The sequence below is a fragment of the Streptomyces rapamycinicus NRRL 5491 genome, from assembly GCF_024298965.1.
Classification (GTDB): Bacteria; Actinomycetota; Actinomycetes; order Streptomycetales; family Streptomycetaceae; genus Streptomyces; species Streptomyces rapamycinicus.
The window spans coordinates 4,635,688-4,658,624 of record NZ_CP085193.1 but is presented as its reverse complement, the minus strand read 5'-3'; the positions used below and the strand labels follow the sequence as shown (position 1 = coordinate 4,658,624).

The window sequence follows — 22,937 nt, the reverse complement described above, 5'->3', positions numbered from 1 at the left end:
GAGGGACCTACTCCGTCCGCAGACCCTCCGGCCGCATCATCCGCCACAGCGGCGGCAGGCTGACCAGGGTCACCAGCAGGATGACCCCGCCGCCGATGCCGGTCATGGTGCCGAGCCCGGACCAGTCCACGGCCAGCGGCTGGCCGACCATCTTCAGCAGCATCACGCCGAGCGCCAGCCCGCCCGCGATCGACAGCGCCAGGCCCAGCACCACCGGGACCGCGGTCTGCCACAGCACGGACCAGCTGAGCGTGGTGCGCCGGGTGCCGAAGGCGACCAGGACGGACAGCAGCCGCTTGCGCTCGCGGAGCTGCTCCAGAGTGGTCACGATCATGCTGGCCCCGATGAGCAGCAGGGTCGCGGTGGCGCCGATGAACAGGGCCTTGCGGATGACCTGGAACTCATCCGACTGCGAGGTGCTGGAGAGCTGCATGACATCCATCGCCGGGGAGAGCGCCATGCTGGTGTTGCGCACGTACTCGACGCCGTCCGGGACCTTCGGGTCCAGCCGGATCATGGCCGCCGCCTCGGGGCCCGGCAGATCGGCGACGTCGAAGGCGCCGGGGGTGGCGAAGATGCCGGTGCGTTCGCCTCCGACCGGGTCCTGCCGGGGCTTCACCTTCGTGGCCGAGCCGGGGATCGTCCACAGCTTCTTCTTGCGCAGGTCAGGCGTACCGTCGTCGCGGTAGGCGAGGTTGACCTTGGCGCCTGGTTTGACGAAGCCCTTCCCTTCCCCGTAGTAGTCCTGCGAATCGATGAGGAAGACATCGCCGTTCTTGCAGCTGGTGATGCGGACCACCTCGCGGAGCGTGGGGCAATCGGCGACGGTGATGGCCTCTTCCGGAACCGACGTCGGGTCGTCCTTGCTGTGGCGCACATCGGAGACGTAGTCCTCGGTGACACCGAGCAGATCGCGCACGCCCTTGGTCGCGCGGTACCGCGCGAAGGCGTCGCGGGCCTGGTCGCCGTCGCTCACCGGGACGTTCGCTATCAGCTGGGCGCGGTTCGGGTCCTGGCCGGTGTCCTCGCGGTCCTGGGCCCCCACGCTGGCGAAGAGCATCTGGAGCGCGATGGCCCCGGCGACGGCGACCGTGATGCCGCTGACCGCGCGCGAGGCGGTGCCGCTGCTGAGCTGGAGCCGGCGGGTGGCGAGCTGCCAGGGCACCGAGCCCCTGCCGCCGAACCGTTCCACCACGGCCTCGACGACCCAGGGCAGCAGCGCGGTGATGCCGATGAGCAGCAGGACGGCACCGGCCGCGGCCTGGTACGCCTTCATGTCGCCACCGCCGCCGCTGCCGGCCCCGAAGCCGCCCGCGAGCGGCAGCAGCAGGGCCAGGCCCAGCAGCGGCAGCAGCAGTCGCCACCACAGACGCCGGCGCTTGGGCTTGGCGTTGCGGACCACGCCCAGCGGCTCGATGGCGATACCGCGCAGGGCGATCAGCGTGACCATGACGGCCGAAGCGGGCACGGCCGCCGCGATCACCAGGGCGAGCGGGGCGCTCGGCACGATGTCGGAGGTGAAGAAGCTGATGTCCCAGACCTCGATGCTGCCGATGATCTCCCGCGCCAGCAGGAACAGTCCGGCGCCGACGGCGAGCCCGAAGAGGGAGCCGAAGAGCGACTCACCGGCGGCGATCCGCCGGGTCATATGGGTGTCCGCGCCGACCAGCCGCAGCGCGGCCAGCCGCCGGTCGCGCCGTTCACCGCCGAAGCGGGCCGCGGTGGCGATGAAGATGAGCACCGGCAGCAGCAGCACCACACAGCCCACGATGATCAGCAGCAGCAGCGCGGGGTCCAGGGGCTCGTCCGCGTCCTTCTGCTTCGTCAGGCCCCAGTGGTCGATGTGATAGCTGGAGTTGACGTGGCCGAACGCCTTCTGGGAGATCCCCGCGTAGTAGGCGAGATCGGACGGGCCGGACAGGCCGCTGTCGCCGATCACCCCGATGGTGCGGTACGGGAAACGGTCCCGGAGCAGCTTGCCCTCGTCGGATTCGAGCAGCTTCTTCAGCGCCGGGGAAACCCACATCTCACCGGCGGCCGGGATGCGGTCGATGCCCGGCGGCACGGGCGGTGTGCCGTCGCCGTCGGGGGCCATGACCTCGCCCGTGATGTCCTGGTCGCGAAAGGTGGTGCCCGCGTTGGCGAGCCGGAGTGTGTCGGCGCCGGGCTTCACCTCGCCGCTGGGGGTGAACGAGGAGCGGGCGTCGCCCCGTTCGTTGCGCTGCTGGTACATGTTGGGGACGGAGGAGGCCAGCAGCAACAGCGCCACTCCCAGGCCGACGCCCACCGCCGTCATGATCGTCCTGGCCCAGCTCTCCCGGCCGCCGGTGACCGCGAACCGGCCGCCCATGGCCAGATCGGCGGCCCAGCGGGCGACGGAGACGCGGGAGCGGGGCTCCTCCGCCGGGGCGTCCTGGCCGCTCATCGGACCCTTCGGGGCGTCCTGGCCGCTCATCGGACCCCTGCCATATCGCGGGCCTTGCCGTCGCGGACGACGACCTCGCGGTCGGAGTAGGCGGCGACCCTGGCCTCGTGGGTGACCAGTACCACGGCGGTACGGGACTCCCGGGCGGCCTCGGTCAGCAGCTCCATCACGCGCTCCCCGTTGAGCGAGTCCAGCGCACCGGTCGGCTCGTCGGCGAACAGCACCCGCGGGCCGGTGACCAGCGACCGGGCGACGGCGACCCGCTGCCCCTGACCGCCGGAGACCTCGCCGGGCCGCTTGTGCGCCACATCGGCGACCTCGAGCCGCTCCATCCACGCCGACGCCCGAGCCTCGGCCTCCTTGCGCTTGGTGCCGTTCAGCCGCAGCGGCAGCGCGACGTTCTCCACACAGCTCAGCTCGGGGACGAGCTGACCGAACTGGAAGACGAAGCCGAACTCGCCGCGGCGCAGACCGCTGCGCTCGGCGTCCGACAGGGCGGTCAGCTCGCGCCCGTTGTAGTGGACGGAGCCGGAGTCCGGCTTCACGATCCCGGCCAGGCAGTGGAGCAGCGTCGACTTGCCCGAGCCGGAGGGGCCCATGACGGCGACGACCTCGCCGGGGTGGATGGAGAAGTCCGCACCGTCCAGGGCGGGGGTGTGACCGTACGTCTTGTGCAGGGACGTGGCGATCAGCAAGGAGCCTGCCGGGGTCATGAACGCACCGCCTTGGCGAGTTGGCCGAGGCGGGCGGCGGTGAGTTCCAGCCAGCGCAGATCGGCCTCGAGATGGAAGAGGGCGTGGTCGCAGATGAGTTGGTCGCTGAGGTCGCCGCCGCGCTTGCGCTGGGTCAGATCGCGCATCAGCCGCAGGTGTTCGGCGCGCTGGACGTCGAGGAGGTCGGCCGCGTCCCGCCCGGTGAGCAGGGCGATGACGACCTTGGTGTAGAGCACCGACTGGAGGTAGGGCTCGGGCTTCTCGGGCTGGGTGAGCCAGCCCTCCACATCGGTGATGCCCGCGTCGGTGATGGCGTAGCGCTTGCGCTCCGGGCCACCGCCGTGCTCGATGCCGTCGACCTCCACCAGGCCGTTCTTCAGGAGCCGGGACATGGTCGAGTAGACCTGCCCGTAGTGCAGCGGGCGGTCGTGTCCAAATCTTTCGTCGAAGGCTCGCTTGAGGTCATAGCCGTGGCGCGGGCCGCCCTCGAGGAGTCCGAGCAGGGTGTGGCCAATTGACATGCCCAGCACTCTACACCATGCGTATACCTGGAGTGTATAGCTGCGTTGATGTGCGCGTTACCGCAGGTCAGAGGGGTGTGGCGAAGGTCAGGGCCGGTTCGGCTCGCGGCCGGTGCCCTCCGGGTCCTCGGAGGGGTCCGCGCCCTCGGCGCCGCCGTCGGGCCGCCGCGGCGGACGGCCCCGGCGTGGGATCGGGCGCGCCGCGCCGGGCAGCCGGCCCGCGTCCGCGAGCGCCTTGCGCAGCAGGAACTCGATCTGCGCGTTGGCGCTGCGCAGTTCGTCGTTGGCCCAGCGCGCGAGGGCGTCATGGACGGCCGGGTCGAGCCGCAGCAGCATCTGCTTGCGCTGCCGCGGCTGCCGTGCCTTGCGCCCGCTCTCGTCCGTCACTGGTACAGCGTGCCGGTGTTCAGAACGGGCTGCGGGGAGCGGTCCCCGCAGAGCACCACCATCAGATTGCTGACCATCGCGGCCTTGCGCTCCTCGTCCAGCGCCACGATCTCCTCCTCCGCGATCCGGGCCAGCGCCGCCTCGACCATGCCGACCGCGCCGTCCACGATCTGCCGGCGCGCGGCCACCACGGCGCCCGCCTGCTGGCGCTGGAGCATCGCGGAGGCGATCTCCGGGGCGTAGGCGAGGTGGGTGAAGCGGGATTCGATGATGTGGACCCCGGCCGCCTCGACCCGGGCGTGCAGTTCGATCGCGAGCTTCTCGGTGATCTCCTCGGCGTTGCCGCGCAGCGAGAGGGCGCCCTCCTCATGGGCGTCGTACGGGTACTCGATGGCGATGTGCCGCACCGCGGCCTCGGTCTGGGTGGCGACGAACTCCAGGAAGTCGTCCACCTCGAACATCGCCTGGGCGGTGTCCTCGACCTTCCAGACGACGACCGCGGCGAGCTCGATCGGGTTGCCGTAGGCGTCGTTGACCTTGAGCACCGCGGTCTCGTGGTTGCGCACCCGGGTGGAGATCTTCTCGCGGCTGGTGAGCGGGTTCACCCAGCGCAGCCCGTCGGTGCGGATGGTGCCGCGGTAGCGGCCGAAGAGCTGGACCACCCGGGCCTCGCCGGGCGCGATGGTGTTGAGGCCGCACATGGTGAGGATCGCGGCGATGATCACCACGATGCCGGAGACGATCAGCAGCGTGGACCAGGCGCCCTTGTGCTCGGTGGCGACGGCGGCGCCCGCGAGGATCAGCCCGACGCCGCCCGCGAGTCCGGCCAGGCCCCCGAGCAGGGCCAGCCCGCCGCTGACGTTGCGCGCGGGCCGCTCCCGGACCCGCGGTTCCGGGAGGGACGGTATGTCGGCCTGGTCGGTGATGCCGTCGGTTGAGGTGGCGTCGGACATGGAGGGCTCCCCGCTTCATTCGTTGGTGCGTCTAGCAAAGTGATAGCACATTATGGGCCGGCGGCAACCCTTGGGGCCCGTAAGCCGTCAGTTCCCTTGGAGTGGGTGCTTTTTGTCACCTTCGGAAAAAGCTAGATCGATGGGCATTTGAGGGTTGTTGCGGTGTTAGTTTCATGAGCTGGCCTGGGGGGCTTACGGACTGGAGCGGCGGGAGCGATGGGTAGAGCGGAAGAGCGACGCGCGCGGCAGAAGAGCGCTCGCAGAGCCAAGAAGGCGGCGAAGTCGGGGGGCATACGCCGCTTCTTCACCTGGAAGTGGCTGCTGGGGTACGTCCTGGGGCTCGGTGTACTGCTCGTCGGGGCGTTCTTCGTCCTCTATCTGCTGGTCGAGGTTCCGCCCGCCAACGCCGCGGCCAAGGCCGAGGCCAACATCTACAAGTACGGCGACGGCACGATCATGGCGAAGACGGGTGACGTCAACCGTGAGTCCGTACCGCTGTCCAAGATTCCCAAGGAGGTGCAGCACACCTTTGTCGCCGCCGAGAACAAGGACTTCTACGGCGACTCCGGCGTCTCGTTCACCGGCACCGCCCGCGGTCTCATCAACACCGCGCTGGGCCGGGGCAAACAGGGTGGTTCGACCATCACCCAGCAGTACGTCAAGAACTACTACCTGAGCCAGGAACAGACCGTCAGCCGCAAGCTGAAGGAACTGGTGATCTCGCTCAAGGTCGATCAGCAGAAGTCCAAGGACTACATCCTCCAGGGCTACATCAACACCAGCTACTACGGCCGCGGCGCCTACGGCATCCAGGCGGCCGCCCGCGCGTACTACGACAAGGACGTCGAGGACCTCAGCGTCGCACAGGGCGCCTATCTCGCGTCGGTGCTCCAGGCACCCAGCCAGTACGACTGGGCGGCGGCGGGCCCCAACGGCAAGCGGCAGGTGAAGGCCCGCTGGAACTACGTCCTCAACAACATGGTCGAGAAGGACTGGCTGTCCAAGAGCGAGCGCGAGGGCATGAAGTTCGACGTGCCGGTCCCACCGCGCCCCATCCCCGGACGCGACGGCCAGGCGGGTTACCTCATCGACGCCGCCAACAAGGAGCTGATCAAGGCCGGGGTCTCGGAGAACGAGATCGAGGCAGGCGGCTGGACGATCACCCTCAACATCGACAAGAAGAAGCAGAAGGCGCTGGAGAAGGCGGTCCGCACCGAGCTGACCGACAAGCTGGACCCGAAGAAGCGCAAGGTCGACAAGTACGCCCAGGTCGGAGCGGTTTCGGTGGACCCGGAGTCCGGCGGTGTGGTGGCGATGTACGGCGGTACCGGCTACACCGAGCACTACTACAACAACGCCACCCGCGAGGACTACCAGCCCGCCTCCACCTTCAAGCCGCTGATCCTGGCCGCGGGGCTGGAGAACGGCTCCACCACGCAGGACAGCACCCCGATCACGGCGAGCACCATCTACGACGGCACCAGCAAGCGACCGGTCAAGGGATCGATCACCGGCTTCGCCCCGCCGAACGAGGACAACAAGTCCTACGGCCCCATCTCCGTCCAGAAGGCCATGAACAACTCCGTCAACTCCGTCTTCGCGCAGATGGCGGTGGACGTGGGCCTGGACAAGGTGAAGAACACCGCCATCGACCTCGGCATGAACAAGGACGCGGGCGGCTTCGACGTGCGCCCCGCGATGTCGCTGGGCGTGATGGGCGCCAGCCCGCGTGACATGGCCGGGGTCTACGCGACCCTCGACAACCACGGCAAGAAGGTCACCCCGGCGATCGTGAAGTCCGCCGAGAAGGGCGATGAGCGCCCTCAGTTGCCCGATCCCACCAACGGGCAGGCGATCAGCCGCGGTGCGGCCGACTCCGTCACCTCCGTGCTCACCGGCGTGGTCGATGACGGCACCGGCCAGGCCGTGCGTCAGCAGGGCCAGGCCGTCGCGGGCAAGACCGGCACCTCCGACGACAACAAGTCGGCCTGGTTCTCCGGCTACACCCCCGACCTGGTGACCTCGGTCGGGATGTTCGGCGAGGGCGAGAAGAAGCAGGTCTCGCTCAAGGGCACCGCGGGCGGCGGCCGCGTCAACGGCGGTGACTTCCCGGCCAGGATCTGGGCCGCGTACACCCAGTCCGCGCTGAACGGCCAGAAGGCCTCGAAGTTCGACCTGGACACCGACATGGGTGCGGCGGTCAAGCCGCCCCCGTCGCCGAGTTCGAGCGACACCTCGGAGTCACCGTCGTCCAGCCCGTCCTCGTCGCCGTCGAACAGCGAGTCGCCCTCCTCGTCCCCGTCGTCCAGCCCGTCGTCCAGCGCGTCGTCGAGCGCCTCGTCGTCGGCGTCCCCCTCGGGCGACGCCGACTCCCCGAGCCCGCCCGACCCGTCGAGCTCGGCCTCGGGTGACGCCGACGGCGGCGGCTTCCTGCGCAGAGACCAGGAGTGACGAACCCGGTGCGGGCGTGCCGAGGGGCGCGCCCGCACCGCGGGGACCTGGGGTCGTGTCAGAAATTCTCCTCGAGCTGGCTCTTCAGCATCGCGAGGGCGAAGAAGCCGTAGAAGCCGATGGCCAGCAGCATCATGCCCAGCCGTGGCCCCCGCAGCCGTACGGCGGCCGGCAGATCGCGGCGGTTGAGCCGGATCAGCAGCGCCGTGTAGACGAGGGTGACGATGGAGGCGGTGCAGGTGGAGATGGTCAGCAGCACGATCGGCTGGTTCACCCCGGACAGCAGGATCCCCGAGCCGATGGCGACCTCGGCCCACACCACCGCGAAGTACAGCCGCCCCTCGGTCCAGAAGGCCGAATCGCGCAGGTAGTTGCGCTTGGCGAAGTCGCTGACCACCCGTCCGATGATGTCGAGCAGACCGATCGAAGCGGCCCAGAGCGAGACCGTCGCCACCGCGAAGAAAAGGATCTTGAGCCAGTCGCCCACCTGCTGCCCCAGCAGATCGCCCTGGAGCCGCAGGAACTCCGGGCTGTTCTCCACGTCGTCGCGCCCGAAGAGGGTTTCGTACGCGAGCATGCTCATCAGCCCGATCGTCACCAGACAGATCACGAAGAACGACAGGATGTGCTCGGTGTTGGCCCGCCGCCACCAGATCCGCCAGCGGGCCAGGTTGGCCTCGTCCTGCGGAAAGGCGTAGCGGTCGGCGCCCGACGCCTCCGACTGGCCGGTGATGGGGGAGACCAGCTTGGGGACATGGGCGCCCATGCCGTAGCCCTTGTCCCGGATCCAGTTGCTGAGCACCAGGTTGTGCACCCCGCCCGCCCCGGCGGCGCCCAGCGCGCTGAGGATCATGGTGAAGGTGATGCCGTCCGGGATCCGGCCGGCGCCGGTCACGGTCTTCTCGCCCGCCGTGGTCCAGGTGTGCCAGCCGATGACGGCGACCGCGATGACGGCGAGGAAGAACAGCGTCAGGATGACCTTGACCAGCTCGACCTTCTCGATCGTGCGGTAGACCACCGGTGAGACGGTCAGCACCACCCCGAAGCCCACCAGTGAGCCCACGGTGATCCAGACGACATCGCCGCCGCCGGTCAGATAGGTGAGCACGGTCGATCCGGAGGTGGCCCAGCCCGGCCAGACGTACTGGAACGCCCCGGCCAGGCAGATCAGGATGCCCCAGGCCCTGGACCAGCGGGAGAATCCGGCGACCACGGTCTGCCCGGTGGCCAGGGTGTAGCGCTCGATCTCCAGGTTGATCACCGTCTGGATGGCCAGGGTCACCACCGCCAGCCACAGCAGCCCGAGCCCGCCGACCGAGGTCAGATACGGCCAGAGGATGATCTCGCCCGCCGCCATGCCGATCCCGACGGCGACGACCCCCGGGCCGACCATCGTGCGCAGCGGTGGTGGATCGGGCAGATCGAGACAGTCGGGTGGGGCGGCGGTGGGGGACGGGCGCTGGGCGGACGGTGTCGACGACGCTGACGACATGGCGGCTCCTCGGGGGACGGCGAGGCCGTATCCGGACGGGGGAAGGGGGTTCAGCGGGTGCGGGCGTGCTGGGCGGCCAGGCGTACGGGCGCGTTGGCCGCGCCATAGCCCTGGTAGCCGTCGATCCGCTGGACGATCTCGAAGAAGACCCGGCCGACGGTGGCCGTGTACAGGTGCAGGAAGGTGCCGCTGTCGTCCCGGTCGTAGAGCAGGCCGAGTTCCCGCAGGGTGCGATGGAGCCCGGGGTCGAGCTCATGGCGCGCTTCGAGGTCGTCGTAGTAGTTGTCGGGAATGGGCAGCAGGGGCGCGCCGCGTTCCCGCAGCCGGCGCGCGGTGGCGACGATGTCCCGGCTGTGCAGCGCGATGTGCTGCCACAGCGAGCCGGACGGGCCCGAACCCGGGCGGATCTGGGCGACGTTGAGCGCGAGCCGTACCGAGCCGTCGGCGCCTGAGACGGCCCGGCTGCGCAGCAGCCCGTACGGATCGGCCAGTTCCAGGGACTCGTGCGGCCGCAGCCCCAGGACGGCGCGGTAGAACAGTGACGCCTCGTCGAAGTGGTGCCGGGGCTGGGTGAGCGCCACGTGGTCGACATGGGTGATCCCGGCGGGGGAGGCGGAGGCGGCGCGCGGGGATATGACACAGGCTCTGAAGTCGCCGGTCCAGCTGGGGTGGTCGGGGTGTTCGGTGCGGCAGAAGAAGAGCTCGGTGGAGTCGGGCGCGGCGACCGCGTCCAGCGGGGCGTCCGCCACGGCCCGGTGGCGCGGCAGTACGGGGGCGAGCAGGGCCCGCGCCCGGCCCGCGGAGGCGGCCGGGTCGGGGGTCTCCAGGCCGATGGCGGCGAGCGCGGGCTCGGGGTGCCCGGTGGTGGCGTCGAGGCCGGAGTTGAGGACGATACGGGCGTCGCCCTGCTCCCAGAGCTCCACGGGCTTGGAGCGGTGGCGGCCGGTGCGCGCGAAGCCCAGCTCGGTCAGCAGGGCGGGCAGCTCGGGGCCGGTGGAAGCCAGTTCGGCGAAGGCGAAGCCGGTGGGGACGACGGGGGCGGGCAGATCGGTGCGGCCCGCGGTCTCCTCCAGGGCGATCAGCGAGCGCAGCGCGTCCACGGCGGTGCGGTCGGTGTCGCCCTGCCGGAAGACGTCGTTGAAGACCTCCAGGGACAGCGGCCCCTCGTAGCCGGTCCGCAGCACGTGCGCCAGCAGCCCGGCCACGTCGAGGCCGCCCTGTCCGGGGAAGCAGCGGTAGTGGCGGCTCCACTGGAGGACGTCCATGGCCATCAGCGGGGCGTCGGCGAGCTGGAGGAAGAAGATCTTCTCGCCGGGGATCTCCTCAATGCCCTTGGGGTCCGAGCCGCGCGAGAGGATGTGGAAGCTGTCCAGGCAGGTGCCGAGCGCCGGGTGGTCGGCCTGCCGGACGATCCGCCAGGCGTGGTCGTAGGTGTTCACATGCCGTCCCCAGGCGAGCGCCTCGTAGGCGACGCGGATGCCGTGGGCGGCGGCCCGTGCGGCCAGCAGCCGCAGTTGCCCGGCGGCGAGGGCGTCGTCGTCGAGGGCGGCGGGGGAGACGCTGGAGCACACCAGCATCAGATCCGCCCCGAGCCGCTCCATGACCGCGAACTTCTTCTCGGCCCGGCGCAGCGTGCGGGCCAGGAGGTCCTCGGGCACGGCCTCGACGTCGCGGAACGGCTGGAAGAGGTCGATGGTGAGACCGAGTTCGGCGGCCCGGTCCCGGACCTGTTCCGGTGACAGGGGGCTGGCCAGCAGGTCGTTCTCGAAGATCTCGATCCCGTCGAAACCGGCGGCGGCGATGGCGGTGAGCTTCTCCTCGAGGGTGCCGCTGAGGCACACGGTGGCGATGGACTTGCGCATGATCAGCCTCCGGCGGGGAGCTCGAGCAGGTCGGAGAGGTCGGTGAGCATCCGTGTCGCGTCGGGTTCGCGGCCGGTGAAGAGGCGGAAGGCGTCGGCGGCCTGGAAGACGGCCATGCCGCCCCCGTCCAGGGTGCGGCAGCCGGCCGCGCGGGCGGCGGCCAGCAGCGGGGTCTCCAGCGGGCGGTAGACCACCTCGGCGACCCACAGCCCGGCCCGCAGCAGCTCGGCGGGCAGCGGCAGCCCGGGGTGGGCGGCCATCCCGGTGGGGGTGGCGTGCACCAGCCCGTCGGCGCCGCCGACGGCCGCCGGGAGCCCGCCGGGAGCGACGGTACGGACCCGGGCCGCGCCGAACCGTGTCGCCAGCGTCCCGGCGAGCCCGGCGGCCCGCGCCTGGTCGGTGTCGGCCAGTGTCAGCCGGTCGGCGCCGACGGTCAGCAGGGCATGGGCGACGGCGGCGCCCGCCCCGCCCGCGCCGAGCAGCACGATCTCGCCGGTGGGCGCGTCGGGCAGACCGCGGCTGAAGGAGCGGGCGAAGCCGGACCAGTCGGTGTTGTGGCCGATCGCCCGGCCGTCCTCGCCGAACACCACCGTGTTGACCGCGCCGAGCAGCGCGGCGTCCTCCGACAGCCCGTCGAGATGCCCGATCACCGTCTGCTTGCAGGGATGGGTGATGTTGAGCCCGTCGAAGCCCAGCCGGGCGGCGGCCCGCACCAGCTCGCCGACCCCGTCCGGGCCGAGCCCCAGCGGATCGATGTCGATCAGGCGGTAGAGATACCGCAGCCCGTGGCGGTCGGCCTCGCGCTGGTGGAGGGCGGGGGAAAGCGAGGGGCCCACTCCGGATCCGATCAGCCCCACCAGACAGGACTCCCGCCCCTCCCGGTTCTCGTGTGACTGCCCGGTGTTGCCGCGCATACGGGCGACCTCCCGCCTTCCCGGCTAATGTACGAACTGGTTCGTTAGTAGCGTGGACAGTAAAGGCCCAGGACCGCCCTCTTGTGAACCCCCTGGACGTAGAGTGGCCCCAGCATGAGCGATCAGCCGCCGAAGAACAGCCGCCTCCGCGACGCCGTCCGCACCCAGGCCGAGATCCTGGACGTCGCGACCCGCGAATTCGCCGAACGCGGCTACGCCGGGGCCCGCGTCGACGAGATAGCCGCCCTCACCCGCACCACCAAGCGGATGATCTACTACTACTTCGGCGGCAAGGAGCAGCTCTACATCAAGGTCCTGGAGCGCGCCTACACCGGTATCCGCGAGGCCGAACAGGCCGTGGACGTCACCGGTCTGGACCCCGCCGAGGCCATCCGGCACCTGGCCGAGCTGACCTTCGACCACCACACCGAACACGCCGACTTCATCCGGCTGGTGTCCATCGAGAACATCCACCGGGCCGAGCACCTGGCCAAGTCCGAGACGCTGGCCAAGGCCGGCACACCGGTGATCGACCTGATCTCCGGGATCCTCGCCCGCGGCCGCGAGCAGGGCGTGTTCCGGGACGACGCCGACGCCGTCGACGTCCACATGATGATCAGCTCGTTCGCCGTCTTCCCGGTGGCCAACCAGCACACCTTCGGCACCCTCTTCGGCCGCGACCCCCTGGACCCGGGGCGCCGCGCCCACTACCGCCGGATGGTCGGCGACATGGTCGTGGCGTACCTCCGCGCCGGGTCCTGAACCGTACTGCGACCGTACGGCGACCATACGGCGCAGGACCCGTCGCACACGGGGGCGGGGCGGCTCAGGACGGCATCGCGAGCTCGAACCAGACGACCTTGCCCGTGGACAGCCGGGTCGCGCCCCAGCGCCGCGCCATCCGGTTCACCAGATACAGCCCGCGCCCGCCCTCGTCGGACGGCCGGGCCTGGCGCAGCCGGGGCAGCTGCGGCACGTCGTCGCCGACCTCGCAGCGCAGCACGTCGGTGCGCAGCAGCCGCAGCGTGATGGGCCGCTCCGCGTAGCGCACCGCGTTTGTCACCACCTCGCTGACCAGCAGCTCCACCGCGTCCGTCAGATCGTCCAGGTCCCAGCGGGCCAGCGCCCGGCGGGCCAGCCGGCGCGCCTGCCCGGCGGTCTGCGCCTTGGGGTCCAGGAACCAGTACGCGACATCGCTGGGCGCGATGCCCTCGAACCGGGCCGCGAGCAGCGCCACGTCGTCGTCGCGGTCGCCGGGGCCGAGCATGTCCAGCACCTCGTCGCACAGCGGCTCCAGCGGCGGCGGGTTGGGGCCGGTGAGCCGGGCGGTGGCGGTCAGCCGCTCCCGCAGCTGCTCGATCCCGGTCCACACATCGCGCATCCGCGACTCGACAAGACCGTCGGTGTAGAGCATCAGGGTGGCCCCGGCGGGCGCGTCCAGCTCGACCGCCTCGAAGTCGACGCCGCCGACCCCGATCGGCGCCCCCGGCGGCACCCGCAGCACTTCGGCGCGGCCGCCCCGGTGCAGCAGGAGCGGCGGCGGATGGCCCGCGTTGGCCACCACGATGCGGTGCGCGACGGGGTCGTAGACCGCGTACAGGCAGGTGGCCATGCGGTCGGTGCCCAGCCGCTGGGCCTGCTCGTCGAGGTGGTGCAGCACCTCCTGGGGCGGCAGGTCGAGCCCGGCGAGGGTCTGCGCGGTGGTGCGCAGCTGGCCCATGATCGCGGCGGAGGTCATCGAATGGCCCATCACATCGCCGACCACCAGCGCCACCCGGTTGCCCGGCAGCGGGATCGCGTCGTACCAGTCGCCGCCGACCCGCGCGGTCTCGGCCGCGGGCAGATAGCGGCTGGCCAGCCGGACGCCGGTGGGCTGCGGCAGCGAGTCGGGCAGCATGGTGCGCTGGAGTTCGTCCGCGATGTACACCTCGCGCCCGTACAGCACCGCCTTGTCGACGCCGAGCGCGGTGTGGGTGGCCAGCTGGGCCGCCACCAGCAGATCGTCCGGTTCGAACGGCGGCCGGTCCGGGCGGCGTACGAAGACGGCCGCGCCGATCACCCGGCGGCGGCCGCGCAGCGGCGCCAGCACGGTGCGCTGACCGGTCGCCACCGAGGGCCCCTCGCCGAGCAGTTCCGGCAGCGCGGCACGGGCGGCCTGCGAGTCGCCGAACACCGGCCGCACCCCGCGCAGCACCTCGGCCAGCGGGCCGCCCGCCTCCACCTCGCACAGCTCGGCGGCCGGGCCGCCGCCCACGGCGGGCGACAGATCCGGCTGGGAGGGCAGCAGCGAAAGCCGGCCGCTGTCGGTGTCCGGGTCCAGCGGGATCCGGTCGGTGCGGCGCAGCCGCAGCACCACCGGGCCGACCGGGCGCTCGTCGCCGACCGGCAACGGATCGCGCAGATAGACCAGGATCGCGTCGGCGAAGGTGGGCACGGTGGCCCGGCACAGGCCCAGCACGATCTCGTCCAGGTCGATGCCCCGGGCGATCCGGCGCGTCGCGGCCCCCACGAACCGCAGCCGGTCACCGCCCCGGTCCCGCGCGGTGGCCGCCTCGGCGGCCGCCTCGGCGGCCGCGGAGCCGCCCGCGGGCGGCACCGTGGGCACTCCGCCCTCCGGCGCGCTGTAGCCGACCTCGCCCGCCGTGGCGGCCGCCGTATGGGCCTCACCGGACCCGGCGGCCGCTTGGGCCCCGCCGGGCGCAGCCGCCGCGTGGGCCCCGCCGGGCCGCTCCGGATGTTCGCCCGCGCCGGCGCCCCGGCGCGCCGCTCCCCGGCCGCGCCCGTCGCCCTGGGCGGCCGGGGGCTGCTCGTCGGGGCCGGTGCCGCCGTTCGCTCCGGGTCGGCGCGACGCGCCTCTTGCGGCATTGTGATCCGCGTCCCACACAGGCTCGCCCTCCGGTGTGCCGTGCTCCGGCTGCGCCGGGTGCTCGCTCTCCGCCGTGTTCCGGCGCTCCCTGCCCCCGTCACCGCGCGCCGCGGCGGCGCTCCCACGCCCGCCCGCCCCGTCCGCGCCGTTCCTGCCCCGGCCACGGCGCGCGGGCCCCGTCCGGTCGGCGCCCTCGCCGCGCTCGGGGGCGGCGCCGCGCCCTCTGGCGCGGGGCGCGGGCTCCCCGGCCGGACCCGGGGGTCCGTCGTGGGCCGCCGGGCCGGCGGGGCCGTCCGTGGGGTAGGCCGGACGTGGGCGGCCGTCGCCCGGCTCCTGGCCGGGGGCAGCCGTCTGCCGCACGGCGGTCCGCGGGTCCGGGACCGCGCCGTGCGCGTCGTCGGGCGCGGCCGCGCCCGGGGCGGCGGCAGAGGTGGCCGTCTGCCGCCTGTTGTGGGAGGTGGGGTGCTCCGTCACGCGTGGGTTTCCATCCGTCCGGGGCCGTGTGCCCGCGTCTCGTGGGCGCACCGAGTGTCAGGCACGTCGTCGGCAGTTCAGATAGAGCTGGATCTCGGGTGGTACGTCCGTGCTGGCCGGGGCGTACGCGTGCGAGTCCTCCCCGGCGATCTCGAAGCCCGCATCGCGGACGGCCTGGCGCAGCTCGTCCCGCAGATAACCGGATACCCGGACCGAGTTGCCGAGGAACGGAATGAGGAAGTCGTCGACGTCCGCCTCCACCATGCCCAGCCCCAGCAGCCCTCCGGGTCTGAGGGCGGCGTGCAGGGTCCGCAGTGCGTACGGGATCTCCGGGCGGGGCAGCAGCAGCAGCGTGAAGTAGGCGGCGATGCCGTCGAACGGGCCGAACTCCTGGGGGCCTCCGGGGCCGTACCGGCCGCCCACCCGCAGATCGACGATGTCCACATGGTGGAAGGTGGCCTCCGGCACATTGTCCCGGGCGAGCTTGAGCATCCCCGGGGAGATGTCGATCCCGACCACCTCGTGCCCCGCGTCGACCAGCTGACGGGCCGTGGGCAGGCCCGTACCGCAGCCGACGTCGAGCACCCGGGAGCCGGGCGGAAGCGTTTCGGCCAGCCAGCGGCCGGCGTCGATCTGGCCCTCCTTGTGCGGAAAGGCGTCGTCGTAGCGGTCGCCGATGTGGTCGAAGGCCTCCGCCTGACCGCTGCGGTCCAGCGCGAGGCGGTCGAAGTCCTCGTAGCCCTCGTAACCGTCCCCGTGCCCGTCCTCACCACTCACGACTCCGCCCCCTCCTGTGACATTACGTCAGATCTTGCGCATCGCCCGTGACTTGCGCCGGCGTCTGGCTGTCCCGCATGGGCAGTGTTCCGGACGACGATCCTACGTTTGAAACACTGGGACACGACAAGAGGTTCATGACCTCGAGTGTGCCGAGGTGTGCTTCTTGTCCGTACGGCCCCAGTCCGCCGGAAGCGCGGGCACGGACCACGCGGGGTCGGGCCGCCAGTTCTCCCACCCGTCCCGGAAGGGCGCTCCCCAGGACTCGATGGCCGCCGTGGCCGCCCGCCCCGCGGCCCGGACCCGCTCCGCCTGCTCGGGACCCATCAGCCCGGCCCGCTGCGCCTGCGCGAACTCGTCCTCGTCCTTCCATTCCCAGCTGCGGTCGGCGTAGACCGCGATGTCCAGGAAGTGGTCCTCGGAGTCCACTCCGCGGTCCCGGCGGACCAGGGGCTCCTCCAGGTTCACGTACCAGTTCCGGAACCGCCAGCCATGGTCCCAGAACAGCCATACCGACCACGGCTCGCCGGGCCGGGCCAGCTTCAGCACACCGGTGCCGAACCACTGGGACAGCGCGGTGGTCCGCGGCTTGGTGTACCGGGTGGACAGCGGCTCGTGGTGCACCTCGGTGCCGTCGGTGAGCTGCGGTTTGACGCAGACGGTGCCGGGGGCGAGCCAGACGGCGAGCAGCTCGGCGGTGTCCTCGACGACGGTCACGGGACGGCAGATGTGGATGAGGTCGGAGGCGTTGGCCCGATAGCGCCACAGAATATGGTCGCCCGGTGCCCACCGGGCGATGTCCGCCGTCCCCGTCGTCCCCACGATGTCCGCTGTCATGAGCAGATCTTAGGTGCGCACGGGCCGCGGCGCCGTGACCTATGACGCAAACCGGGGACCAACGCCCGGCTAAGAGGGAGCGCGGACTAAGGATGCGTCATGCGCAGGACGTCCAGCGCCTCGTCCAGCTGGTCCAGTGTCAGCAGCCCGCGCTCCACATAGCCGGACTCCAGCACCACCTCGCGGATCGTCCTGCGCTCCGCCAGCGACCGCTTGGCCACCTTCGCCGCCTCCTCGTAGCCGAGGTAGCGGTTGAGCGGCGTGACGACGGACGGTGAGGACTCCGCGTACTCCCGGGCCCGCTCGGCGTTGGCGGTGATCCCGTCGATCGTGCGGTCCGCGAGCAGCCGGGAGACATTGGTCAGCAGCCGGATCGACTCCAGCAGATTCTTGGCGATCACCGGGAGCATCACATTGAGCTCGAAGTTCCCGGCGGCCCCGGCCGTGGCGACGGTGGTGTCATTGCCGGTGACCTGCGCCGCGACCATCAGCGTGGCCTCGGGGATCACCGGGTTGACCTTCCCCGGCATGATCGACGAGCCGGGCTGGAGATCGGGCAGCGCGATCTCGGCGAGCCCGGTACGGGGGCCCGACGCCATCCAGCGCAGATCGTTGGCGATCTTGGTGAGGCCGACCGCGATCGTCCGCAGCTGCCCGGACGTCTCGACCAGTCCGTCCCGCGCGCCCTGCGCCTCGAAGTGGTCCCGGGCCTCGGTCAGCGGCAGCCCGGTGGTACGGGTCAGTTCGGCGATGACGGCGGCGGCGAACCCGGGCGGGGTGTTGATCCCGGTGCCCACCGCCGTACCGCCCAGCGGCAGCTCGGCCAGCCGGGGGAGCGAGGCGCGCAGCCGCTCGATCCCGTACCGCACCTGCGCCGCGTAGCCGCCGAACTCCTGACCGAGGGTCACCGGAGTGGCGTCCATCAGATGGGTCCGCCCCGCCTTGACCACCTCGGCGAACTCGGCGGCCTTGCGCTCCAGCGCCTCCGCCAGATGGGCCAGGGCCGGGATCAGATCGCCGGTGACGGCCGCGGTGGCCGCGATGTGGATGGAGGAGGGGAAGACGTCGTTGGAGGACTGGCTGGCGTTGACGTGGTCATTGGGGTGCACCGGGCGGCCCAGGCGCTCGCTCGCCAGGGTGGCCAGCACCTCGTTGGTGTTCATGTTGGACGAGGTGCCGGAGCCGGTCTGGAAGACGTCCACCGGGAAGTGGTCGTCCCAGCGGCCCTCGGCGACCTCGGCCGCCGCGTCCGAGATCGCCCCCGCGACGTCCCTGTCCACCACGCCCAGCTCGGCGTTGACCAGGGCGGCCGCGCCCTTGATCCGGGCCAGCGCCTGGATGTGCGCCCGCTCCAGGCGCTGCCCGCTGACGGGGAAGTTCTCCACCGCCCGCTGGGTCTGGGCGCGCCACTTGGCGTGTGCGGGCACCCTGACCTCTCCCATCGAGTCGTGCTCGACGCGGTAGCCCTCCTGGGGGCCGTCGTCGCGGTGGCTCTCGTTGGTCATGGGGACACCTCCGTCCAGCACAGCGTCTTCACGCCATGCCGTGTTCCCGCGCCCGCTGAGCCGAACGGGTGAGCCCGGTCACCGTACGGCCTCGGGCGCCCGTGGGGTGTCCACCTCGCCGGTGCGCTTGAGCTTCTGCCACGGCAGCAGGGCGCCGGTGGCCGCCGTGACGCAGGAGTGCAGCAGCACCAGATACATCAACTGGCGGTAGGCGATCTGCTGCAACGGCAGTACGGCCAATGCCCGGTAGTTCTCCCGGTCCAACCGGAACGCGTACGCCGCGCCCAGCAGCTGCACCAGCAGCAGCGCCGCCCACGCCAGCAGTGAGCGCACCGGGTCCAGGAAGATCACCCCGTAGAGGGTGAAGAGGTCGATCAGTGGCGCGCACAGCGGGGTGAGGATCTGGAAGAGCACCACCAGCGGCATCCCCACCCGCCCGAACCGCCCCGAGGGCCCCCGGTCGATGAGCGAGCGGCGGTGCTTCCACAGTGCCTGCATGGTGCCGTAGGACCAGCGGTAGCGCTGCTTCCACAGCTGGCCGAGGGAGCTGGGCGCCTCGGTCCAGGCGCGGGCGTGCTCCTGGTAGACCACCCGCCAGCCGGCCCGGTGCAGGGCGATGGTGATGTCGGTGTCCTCGGCCAGGGTGTCCGCGCTCATGCCCCCGGCCTCCAGCAGCGCCAGGCGGCGGAAGGCGCCGATCGCGCCGGGGATGGTGGGCATGCAGCGCAGCAGGTCGTACATCCGCCGGTCGAGGTTGAAGCCCATCACGTACTCGATGTGCTGCCAGGCGCCGATCAGCTTCCCCCGGTTGCCGACCTTGGCGTTGCCCGCCACCGCGCCCACCCGCGAGTCGGCGAACGGGCGGACCAGCTCGCGGATGGTGGTGGGCTCGAAGACGGTGTCGCCGTCCATCATCACGATCAGCTCGTGGCGGGCATGGGCGATGCCCCGGTTGAGGGCCGCGGGCTTGCCCGCGTTGGCCTGCCGCAGCACCCGTACGTTGGGCAGGCCCATGGCCTCGGCGATCTCGGCGGTGCCGTCGGTGGAGCCGTCGTCCACGACCAGGATCTCGATCGGGTGGGTGGAGGCGGACAGCGACTTCAGGGTGTTGGCGATGCACTCCTTCTCGTTGTACGCGGGCACGATCACGCTCACCGGATCGGTGACCTCCTGCACCCGGCTCCAGCGCCGCCGCTCCCGGGAGCGCCGGTGCCACCAGGCGAGGACCACCATCAGCAGCAGCCGCCCGATCACCGAGAAGCCCACCAGTCCCAGCAGCCCCATCAGGAACGGCAGCGCGCTGTGGCTGAGCGCGGCCGCCCAGATCAGCGCCCGGCCCTCCCAGACCGGCAGCGCGCGGGCCGGGTGGTTGGCGCTGTGGGCACCCAGCGCGCCGGTGACCGTGGTGAAGGAGTAGCCCTTCCCCTTCATCCGCTCGATGTACAGCGACAGGGCCTTCACCGTGCGCGCGCGGTTGCCGCCCGCGTCGTGGAAGAGCACCGACGCGCCCTTCCCGCCCTCGGGGGTGGCGTTCTGGACGATCTCCTTCACCGGGGGCCGCTGCCAGTCCTCGCTGTCGGTGTCCACGAAGGCGCTGATGTAGCCCTTGGAGCCGATGTGCCGCTGCACCGGCCAGGTGCGGTCGTCCAGCGCGCGGACCTTGGAGGCGTACGGCGCCCGGAAGAGCGAGCTGGTGATGGACGCCGCACCGGCCAGGGCCAGCTGGGACTGTGCCAGCTCGCGGTCCATGCGCCCCTTGTCCTGGTACGACAGGTCGACATGGGAGAAGGTGTGCACCCCGACCTCATGGCCCGCGGCCCGCATCCGGCGGACCAGCTCCGGATGGCGGATCACCATCTGGCCCAGTACGAAGAAGGTCCCCCGCACCTTGTGGCGGCGCAGCACGTCGAGGATCTCCGGGGTCCAGCGCGGATCCGGGCCGTCGTCGAAGGTCAGCGCGATGGTCTTGGCCGGGATGGTGTGCTCGGTGGCCTTTCCCCGGTGGTCGAAGGTGATCACCGGGCCGCCTTTGCGCAGCCGGTCGGGGACCGTGCGCGAGGCGTGTGAGCGGTACACCCGGGCGTCGTTGCCGACCTCGGCGTGCAGATAGCCGTCCAGCAGCAGGGTGCACACCAGCGCGAGCAGGGTCGCGAGGGCGAGCACCATCCGGGTACGGGTGCGGAGCTTGCGCAGCTTGACGGTGCGGAACCTGCTCCTGAGCCTGCCCGTGAACCCGGGCTTGCCGGTGAGCCTGAGCCTGCCCGTGAACCCGGGCTTGCCGGTGAGCCCGAGCCTGCCCGTGAACCCGGGCTTGCCGGTGAGCCCGAGCCTGCCCGTGAACCTGAGCTTGCCGGTGAGCCCGAGCCCGAGCCTGCCCCTGGCGCCCGGTCCGCCCGTGCGGGGGCGCGCGGCGCGGCGGCCGGAGCCGGTCAGCCGGAACACCGTACGGGGCGCGCCGTCCTGACGGGGCGCGGGGAGCCGGCGGCGCGGCCGCGGCAGCCTCGGCGGTCTGCCGCCGCTCACGGCGTCTCGTCCTCTGCGTTGGGGGCGCCCGGCCCGTCGTCCGGGGTGCCGCCTCCGGCGGGCCCCTTGGGGGGCTTGGGCGCGTCGGCCTGCGGGGGCTTCTGGGACTGGGATTTCTGCGGGGCCGCGGCGTGGCCGGGCCGCGTGGTGTGGCCGGGTCGCGTGGTGTGGTCGGGGGCCTGCGGGTGGCCGGAGCCCTTGGCGGGCGGCTCGGCCCCGGCGGGGTGCTGCTTCGACGGGGTGTGCGAGGCGCCCGTGGGCCGCTTGCCGGGCTGGTGACCGGCCGGATGTGACGGCGTGTGGCCGGCCTTGTGGTGCTTGCCGGACCGGTGCCCCGCGGCGGACTCGCGGCCGCCGGGGCGGTGGTCCGCGGGGGAGTGCCGCGGCGCCGCGCGGGGGGCCTTGGCCGGGCCGGGCTGCGGGGGCGCGGGCCGCGGCCGGGTGGTGATGGGGGGCAGGGCGACGGGCTCCCGGGCGTCCCGGTGCTCCGGGCGCCCCGAGGCGTGCCGCTCGCGCCGGTGCTGACGGCGGGTCGGCCCGTATCCGTCGTCCCCGTACTCGTCCTCGTAGCCGTACGCGTGCGCGTCCCGCCGCTCATGCGGCTCGGAGGGCCCCGAACGCTCCTCGGGGGTGCGGTTCGGCCCTTGGCCGAGCGCCTCGGTGGAGACGGGATGTCCGGGGATCAGCGTCTGCGGCGCGAACGGCGTACCGCCCGCGTAGCCCAACCCCAGGACCGCCGAATAGCCGAGGCAGGCGGCTCCCGCGACGACGCCCACATGCCGTACCAGTCGGCCACGGCGTCCGGACAGGTCCACGAACACGGGCCCCTTCCGGGCCACGTCAGCGCGGAGGGGACGCGAAGGCGCGCGCTCGGCCACATCTGACTGAGGATCCATACGGAAGAGGCTAATGCAGAAAATACGACATGCGACATATAAGTCAAACATGCGGTGTGTCATAGTTCAGTAGGCTTCACCGAATATGCGAGGTTTGGCGAGAGGACGGCACGGGCGGCACCGGCCCCCGGCGCCTCGTACCGGACCACAAGGAGGAGCCAGAGCCATGAGGGCCAGCCCCCGCATGAGCGGAATCGCCGTGGCCGGCGCGGTGGTCTGCGCCACCATCGCCGTATGGGCGGGACACCAGAAGCAGTCGCCCGAGCCGCACGCCGCGCCCTCACAGCCCCCGGCGTCACAGCACCCCGCGGCGCGCTCGCCCGCCGAGTTCGTGCCGTACGTCAACGCCTGGTCGGACCCGGGCTACGACATGGCCGCCGCGGCGTCGCGCGGGGTCAAGGAATTCTCGCTGGGCTTCGTCGTCGCGGGCGACGGCTGCGCCCCGGTGTGGGACGGCGGCACCTCGCTGGAGAGCCAGGGGCTGGAGACCCGGATCGAAGGCGTCCGCCGGGCCGGCGGCGACGTACGGATCTCCTTCGGCGGCGCCGAGGGCACCGAACTCGCCACCGTCTGCACCGACGTCCCCGAACTCGCCTCCGCCTACGCCGAGGTGATCGAGCGTTACCAGGCCAACAGGATCGACTTCGACCTCGAGGGCGAGGCGCTCGCCAACGCCGAGGCGGCCGCCCGCCGCGCCCAGGCGCTCGCGCTCATCCAGCGCACCCACGAGGGCCTGAACATCTCCTTCACCCTGCCCGCCATGCCGGACGGGCTGACCCCGCAGGGCGTGGCCCAGTTGGAGGCCGTCAAACAGGAGGGGGTCATCCTCTCGGGCGTCAACATCATGGCGATGAACTACAGCGGCGACCACACCGGCGACATGGGCGACTACGCCGTCCAGGCGGCCACCGCCGCCCAGGCCCGGATCCGCGAGGTGTTCGGCATGTCCGACGCCGCCGCCTGGAAGATCCTCGCCGTGACGCCGATGATCGGGGTCAACGACGTCACCGGCGAGACCTTCACGCTGGAGGACGCGTCCGGTCTGGCGCGGTTCGCCGCGGAGAAGGGGATCGGACGGCTGTCGATGTGGTCCGCCGAACGCGACCAGCCGTGCACCCCGGAGATGACCCGGTCCGCCACCCCGACCGCCCCCACGGCCGGTGCCGCGGCCCCCGAGCCGACCGCGAACGTCGTCCCCAACACCCGCTGCAGCGGCGTCACCCAGCGCCCAGGCGCCTTCGAGGCGGCGCTGAGGGGCTGACCGAGCCCTGGACGGGGGTCCAGGGGGCGGAGCCCCCTGGCGGGTCGAAGGGGCGGAGCCCCTGGGGATGGGACGGGTAA

The 22,937-nt window shown here is 71.8% G+C and carries 17 protein-coding genes; 3 read left to right on the top strand and 14 right to left on the bottom strand.

All coding sequences use genetic code 11. The features are described 5' to 3' along the window. Nucleotides 1-7: 7 nt before the first annotated feature. The 5 genes from LIV37_RS19055 to LIV37_RS19035 form a co-directional block, all read right to left on the bottom strand. Entirely contained in the window at nucleotides 8-2,455 is a 2,448-nt protein-coding gene (locus LIV37_RS19055; RefSeq protein WP_373920635.1) for an ABC transporter permease, read from the bottom strand. Beyond that, the gene (locus tag LIV37_RS19050) at nucleotides 2,452-3,138 is read right to left on the bottom strand and encodes an ABC transporter ATP-binding protein (RefSeq protein WP_020868740.1); all 687 of its coding nucleotides are present in this window, start codon (nucleotides 3,136-3,138) and stop codon (nucleotides 2,452-2,454) included. Before LIV37_RS19050 ends, LIV37_RS19055 begins: the two co-directional genes overlap by 4 nt. Continuing rightward, nucleotides 3,135-3,659, bottom strand: a complete 525-nt coding sequence (locus LIV37_RS19045; RefSeq protein WP_020868739.1) for a PadR family transcriptional regulator — start codon at nucleotides 3,657-3,659, stop codon at nucleotides 3,135-3,137. The genes LIV37_RS19050 and LIV37_RS19045 overlap by 4 nt, the downstream gene beginning before the upstream one ends. 87 nt (nucleotides 3,660-3,746) lie before the next feature. Continuing rightward, complete coding sequence (locus LIV37_RS19040) at nucleotides 3,747-4,046, bottom strand: type II toxin-antitoxin system antitoxin (RefSeq protein ID WP_020868738.1); 300 nt, start codon at nucleotides 4,044-4,046, stop codon at nucleotides 3,747-3,749. Beyond that, a complete protein-coding gene (locus LIV37_RS19035) occupies nucleotides 4,043-4,999 on the bottom strand; it encodes an SPFH domain-containing protein (protein ID WP_020868737.1) in 957 nt (318 codons plus the stop codon). Before LIV37_RS19035 ends, LIV37_RS19040 begins: the two co-directional genes overlap by 4 nt. Before the next feature lie 216 nt (nucleotides 5,000-5,215). Here LIV37_RS19035 and LIV37_RS19030 point away from each other — a divergent pair, with 216 nt between their 5' ends. After that, nucleotides 5,216-7,450, top strand: a complete 2,235-nt coding sequence (locus LIV37_RS19030) for a transglycosylase domain-containing protein (protein WP_020868736.1) — start codon at nucleotides 5,216-5,218, stop codon at nucleotides 7,448-7,450. Between the two features lie 58 nt (nucleotides 7,451-7,508). Here LIV37_RS19030 and LIV37_RS19025 read toward each other — a convergent pair whose 3' ends face one another. From LIV37_RS19025 to LIV37_RS19015, 3 genes are read right to left on the bottom strand one after another with little or no spacing between them, the layout of a single operon-like run. Then, nucleotides 7,509-8,942 carry an Nramp family divalent metal transporter gene (locus tag LIV37_RS19025; RefSeq protein WP_020868735.1) on the bottom strand — a complete coding sequence of 478 codons (1,434 nt, stop codon included), beginning with the start codon at nucleotides 8,940-8,942 and terminating at the stop codon, nucleotides 7,509-7,511. Nucleotides 8,943-8,992: 50 nt separating this feature from the next. Then, nucleotides 8,993-10,804: a bifunctional sugar phosphate isomerase/epimerase/4-hydroxyphenylpyruvate dioxygenase family protein gene (locus LIV37_RS19020; RefSeq protein ID WP_020868734.1), complete on the bottom strand. Its 1,812-nt coding sequence runs from the start codon at nucleotides 10,802-10,804 to the stop codon at nucleotides 8,993-8,995. A 2-nt stretch (nucleotides 10,805-10,806) separates the two neighbouring features. Further along, nucleotides 10,807-11,718 (bottom strand): shikimate dehydrogenase, encoded by a 912-nt coding sequence (locus LIV37_RS19015; protein WP_121824758.1) that lies wholly within the window; start codon nucleotides 11,716-11,718, stop codon nucleotides 10,807-10,809. 114 nt (nucleotides 11,719-11,832) lie between these two features. Between LIV37_RS19015 and LIV37_RS19010 the strand changes: the two genes are divergently transcribed. Next, nucleotides 11,833-12,480, top strand: a complete 648-nt coding sequence (locus LIV37_RS19010; RefSeq protein WP_020868731.1) for a TetR/AcrR family transcriptional regulator — start codon at nucleotides 11,833-11,835, stop codon at nucleotides 12,478-12,480. Nucleotides 12,481-12,544: 64 nt separating this feature from the next. Here LIV37_RS19010 and LIV37_RS19005 read toward each other — a convergent pair whose 3' ends face one another. The 6 genes from LIV37_RS19005 to LIV37_RS18980 all read right to left on the bottom strand — a co-directional run bounded on the left by LIV37_RS19005 (nucleotide 12,545) and on the right by LIV37_RS18980 (nucleotide 21,596). After that, entirely contained in the window at nucleotides 12,545-15,058 is a 2,514-nt protein-coding gene (locus tag LIV37_RS19005) for a SpoIIE family protein phosphatase (protein ID WP_121824759.1), read from the bottom strand. A gap of 57 nt (nucleotides 15,059-15,115) precedes the next feature. Next, nucleotides 15,116-15,835: a class I SAM-dependent methyltransferase gene (locus LIV37_RS19000; protein ID WP_020868729.1), complete on the bottom strand. Its 720-nt coding sequence runs from the start codon at nucleotides 15,833-15,835 to the stop codon at nucleotides 15,116-15,118. A 135-nt stretch (nucleotides 15,836-15,970) separates the two neighbouring features. Next, a complete protein-coding gene (gene fomD, locus LIV37_RS18995; protein ID WP_020868728.1) occupies nucleotides 15,971-16,672 on the bottom strand; it encodes a cytidylyl-2-hydroxypropylphosphonate hydrolase in 702 nt (233 codons plus the stop codon). A gap of 86 nt (nucleotides 16,673-16,758) precedes the next feature. After that, nucleotides 16,759-18,177 (bottom strand): class II fumarate hydratase, encoded by a 1,419-nt coding sequence (locus tag LIV37_RS18990; RefSeq protein ID WP_020868727.1) that lies wholly within the window; start codon nucleotides 18,175-18,177, stop codon nucleotides 16,759-16,761. A gap of 78 nt (nucleotides 18,178-18,255) precedes the next feature. Further along, nucleotides 18,256-20,700 carry a bifunctional polysaccharide deacetylase/glycosyltransferase family 2 protein gene (locus LIV37_RS18985; RefSeq protein ID WP_121824760.1) on the bottom strand — a complete coding sequence of 815 codons (2,445 nt, stop codon included), beginning with the start codon at nucleotides 20,698-20,700 and terminating at the stop codon, nucleotides 18,256-18,258. Further along, nucleotides 20,697-21,596, bottom strand: a complete 900-nt coding sequence (locus LIV37_RS18980; RefSeq protein ID WP_148717827.1) for a hypothetical protein — start codon at nucleotides 21,594-21,596, stop codon at nucleotides 20,697-20,699. Before LIV37_RS18980 ends, LIV37_RS18985 begins: the two co-directional genes overlap by 4 nt. Before the next feature lie 166 nt (nucleotides 21,597-21,762). Here LIV37_RS18980 and LIV37_RS18975 point away from each other — a divergent pair, with 166 nt between their 5' ends. Then, the gene (locus LIV37_RS18975; RefSeq protein ID WP_121824762.1) at nucleotides 21,763-22,857 is read left to right on the top strand and encodes a chitinase; all 1,095 of its coding nucleotides are present in this window, start codon (nucleotides 21,763-21,765) and stop codon (nucleotides 22,855-22,857) included. Nucleotides 22,858-22,937 lie beyond the last annotated feature (80 nt).

Excerpts from the sequence above, each read along its gene's own strand:
- LIV37_RS19030 (WP_020868736.1), top strand. The coding sequence starts at position 5,216 with ATGGGTAGAGCGGAAGAGCGACGCGCGCGGCAGAAGAGCGCTCGCAGA.
- LIV37_RS19010 (WP_020868731.1), top strand. The coding sequence starts at position 11,833 with ATGAGCGATCAGCCGCCGAAGAACAGCCGCCTCCGCGACGCCGTCCGC.
- LIV37_RS19045 (WP_020868739.1), bottom strand. The coding sequence starts at position 3,659 with ATGTCAATTGGCCACACCCTGCTCGGACTCCTCGAGGGCGGCCCGCGC.
- LIV37_RS18975 (WP_121824762.1), top strand. The coding sequence starts at position 21,763 with ATGAGGGCCAGCCCCCGCATGAGCGGAATCGCCGTGGCCGGCGCGGTG.
- LIV37_RS19035 (WP_020868737.1), bottom strand. The coding sequence starts at position 4,999 with ATGTCCGACGCCACCTCAACCGACGGCATCACCGACCAGGCCGACATA.
- LIV37_RS19015 (WP_121824758.1), bottom strand. The coding sequence starts at position 11,718 with ATGCGCGGCAACACCGGGCAGTCACACGAGAACCGGGAGGGGCGGGAG.
- LIV37_RS19050 (WP_020868740.1), bottom strand. The coding sequence starts at position 3,138 with ATGACCCCGGCAGGCTCCTTGCTGATCGCCACGTCCCTGCACAAGACG.
- fomD (WP_020868728.1), bottom strand. The coding sequence starts at position 16,672 with ATGACAGCGGACATCGTGGGGACGACGGGGACGGCGGACATCGCCCGG.
- LIV37_RS18990 (WP_020868727.1), bottom strand. The coding sequence starts at position 18,177 with ATGACCAACGAGAGCCACCGCGACGACGGCCCCCAGGAGGGCTACCGC.
- LIV37_RS19055 (WP_373920635.1), bottom strand. The coding sequence starts at position 2,455 with ATGAGCGGCCAGGACGCCCCGAAGGGTCCGATGAGCGGCCAGGACGCC.
- LIV37_RS18980 (WP_148717827.1), bottom strand. The coding sequence starts at position 21,596 with ATGGATCCTCAGTCAGATGTGGCCGAGCGCGCGCCTTCGCGTCCCCTC.
- LIV37_RS19025 (WP_020868735.1), bottom strand. The coding sequence starts at position 8,942 with ATGTCGTCAGCGTCGTCGACACCGTCCGCCCAGCGCCCGTCCCCCACC.
- LIV37_RS19020 (WP_020868734.1), bottom strand. The coding sequence starts at position 10,804 with ATGCGCAAGTCCATCGCCACCGTGTGCCTCAGCGGCACCCTCGAGGAG.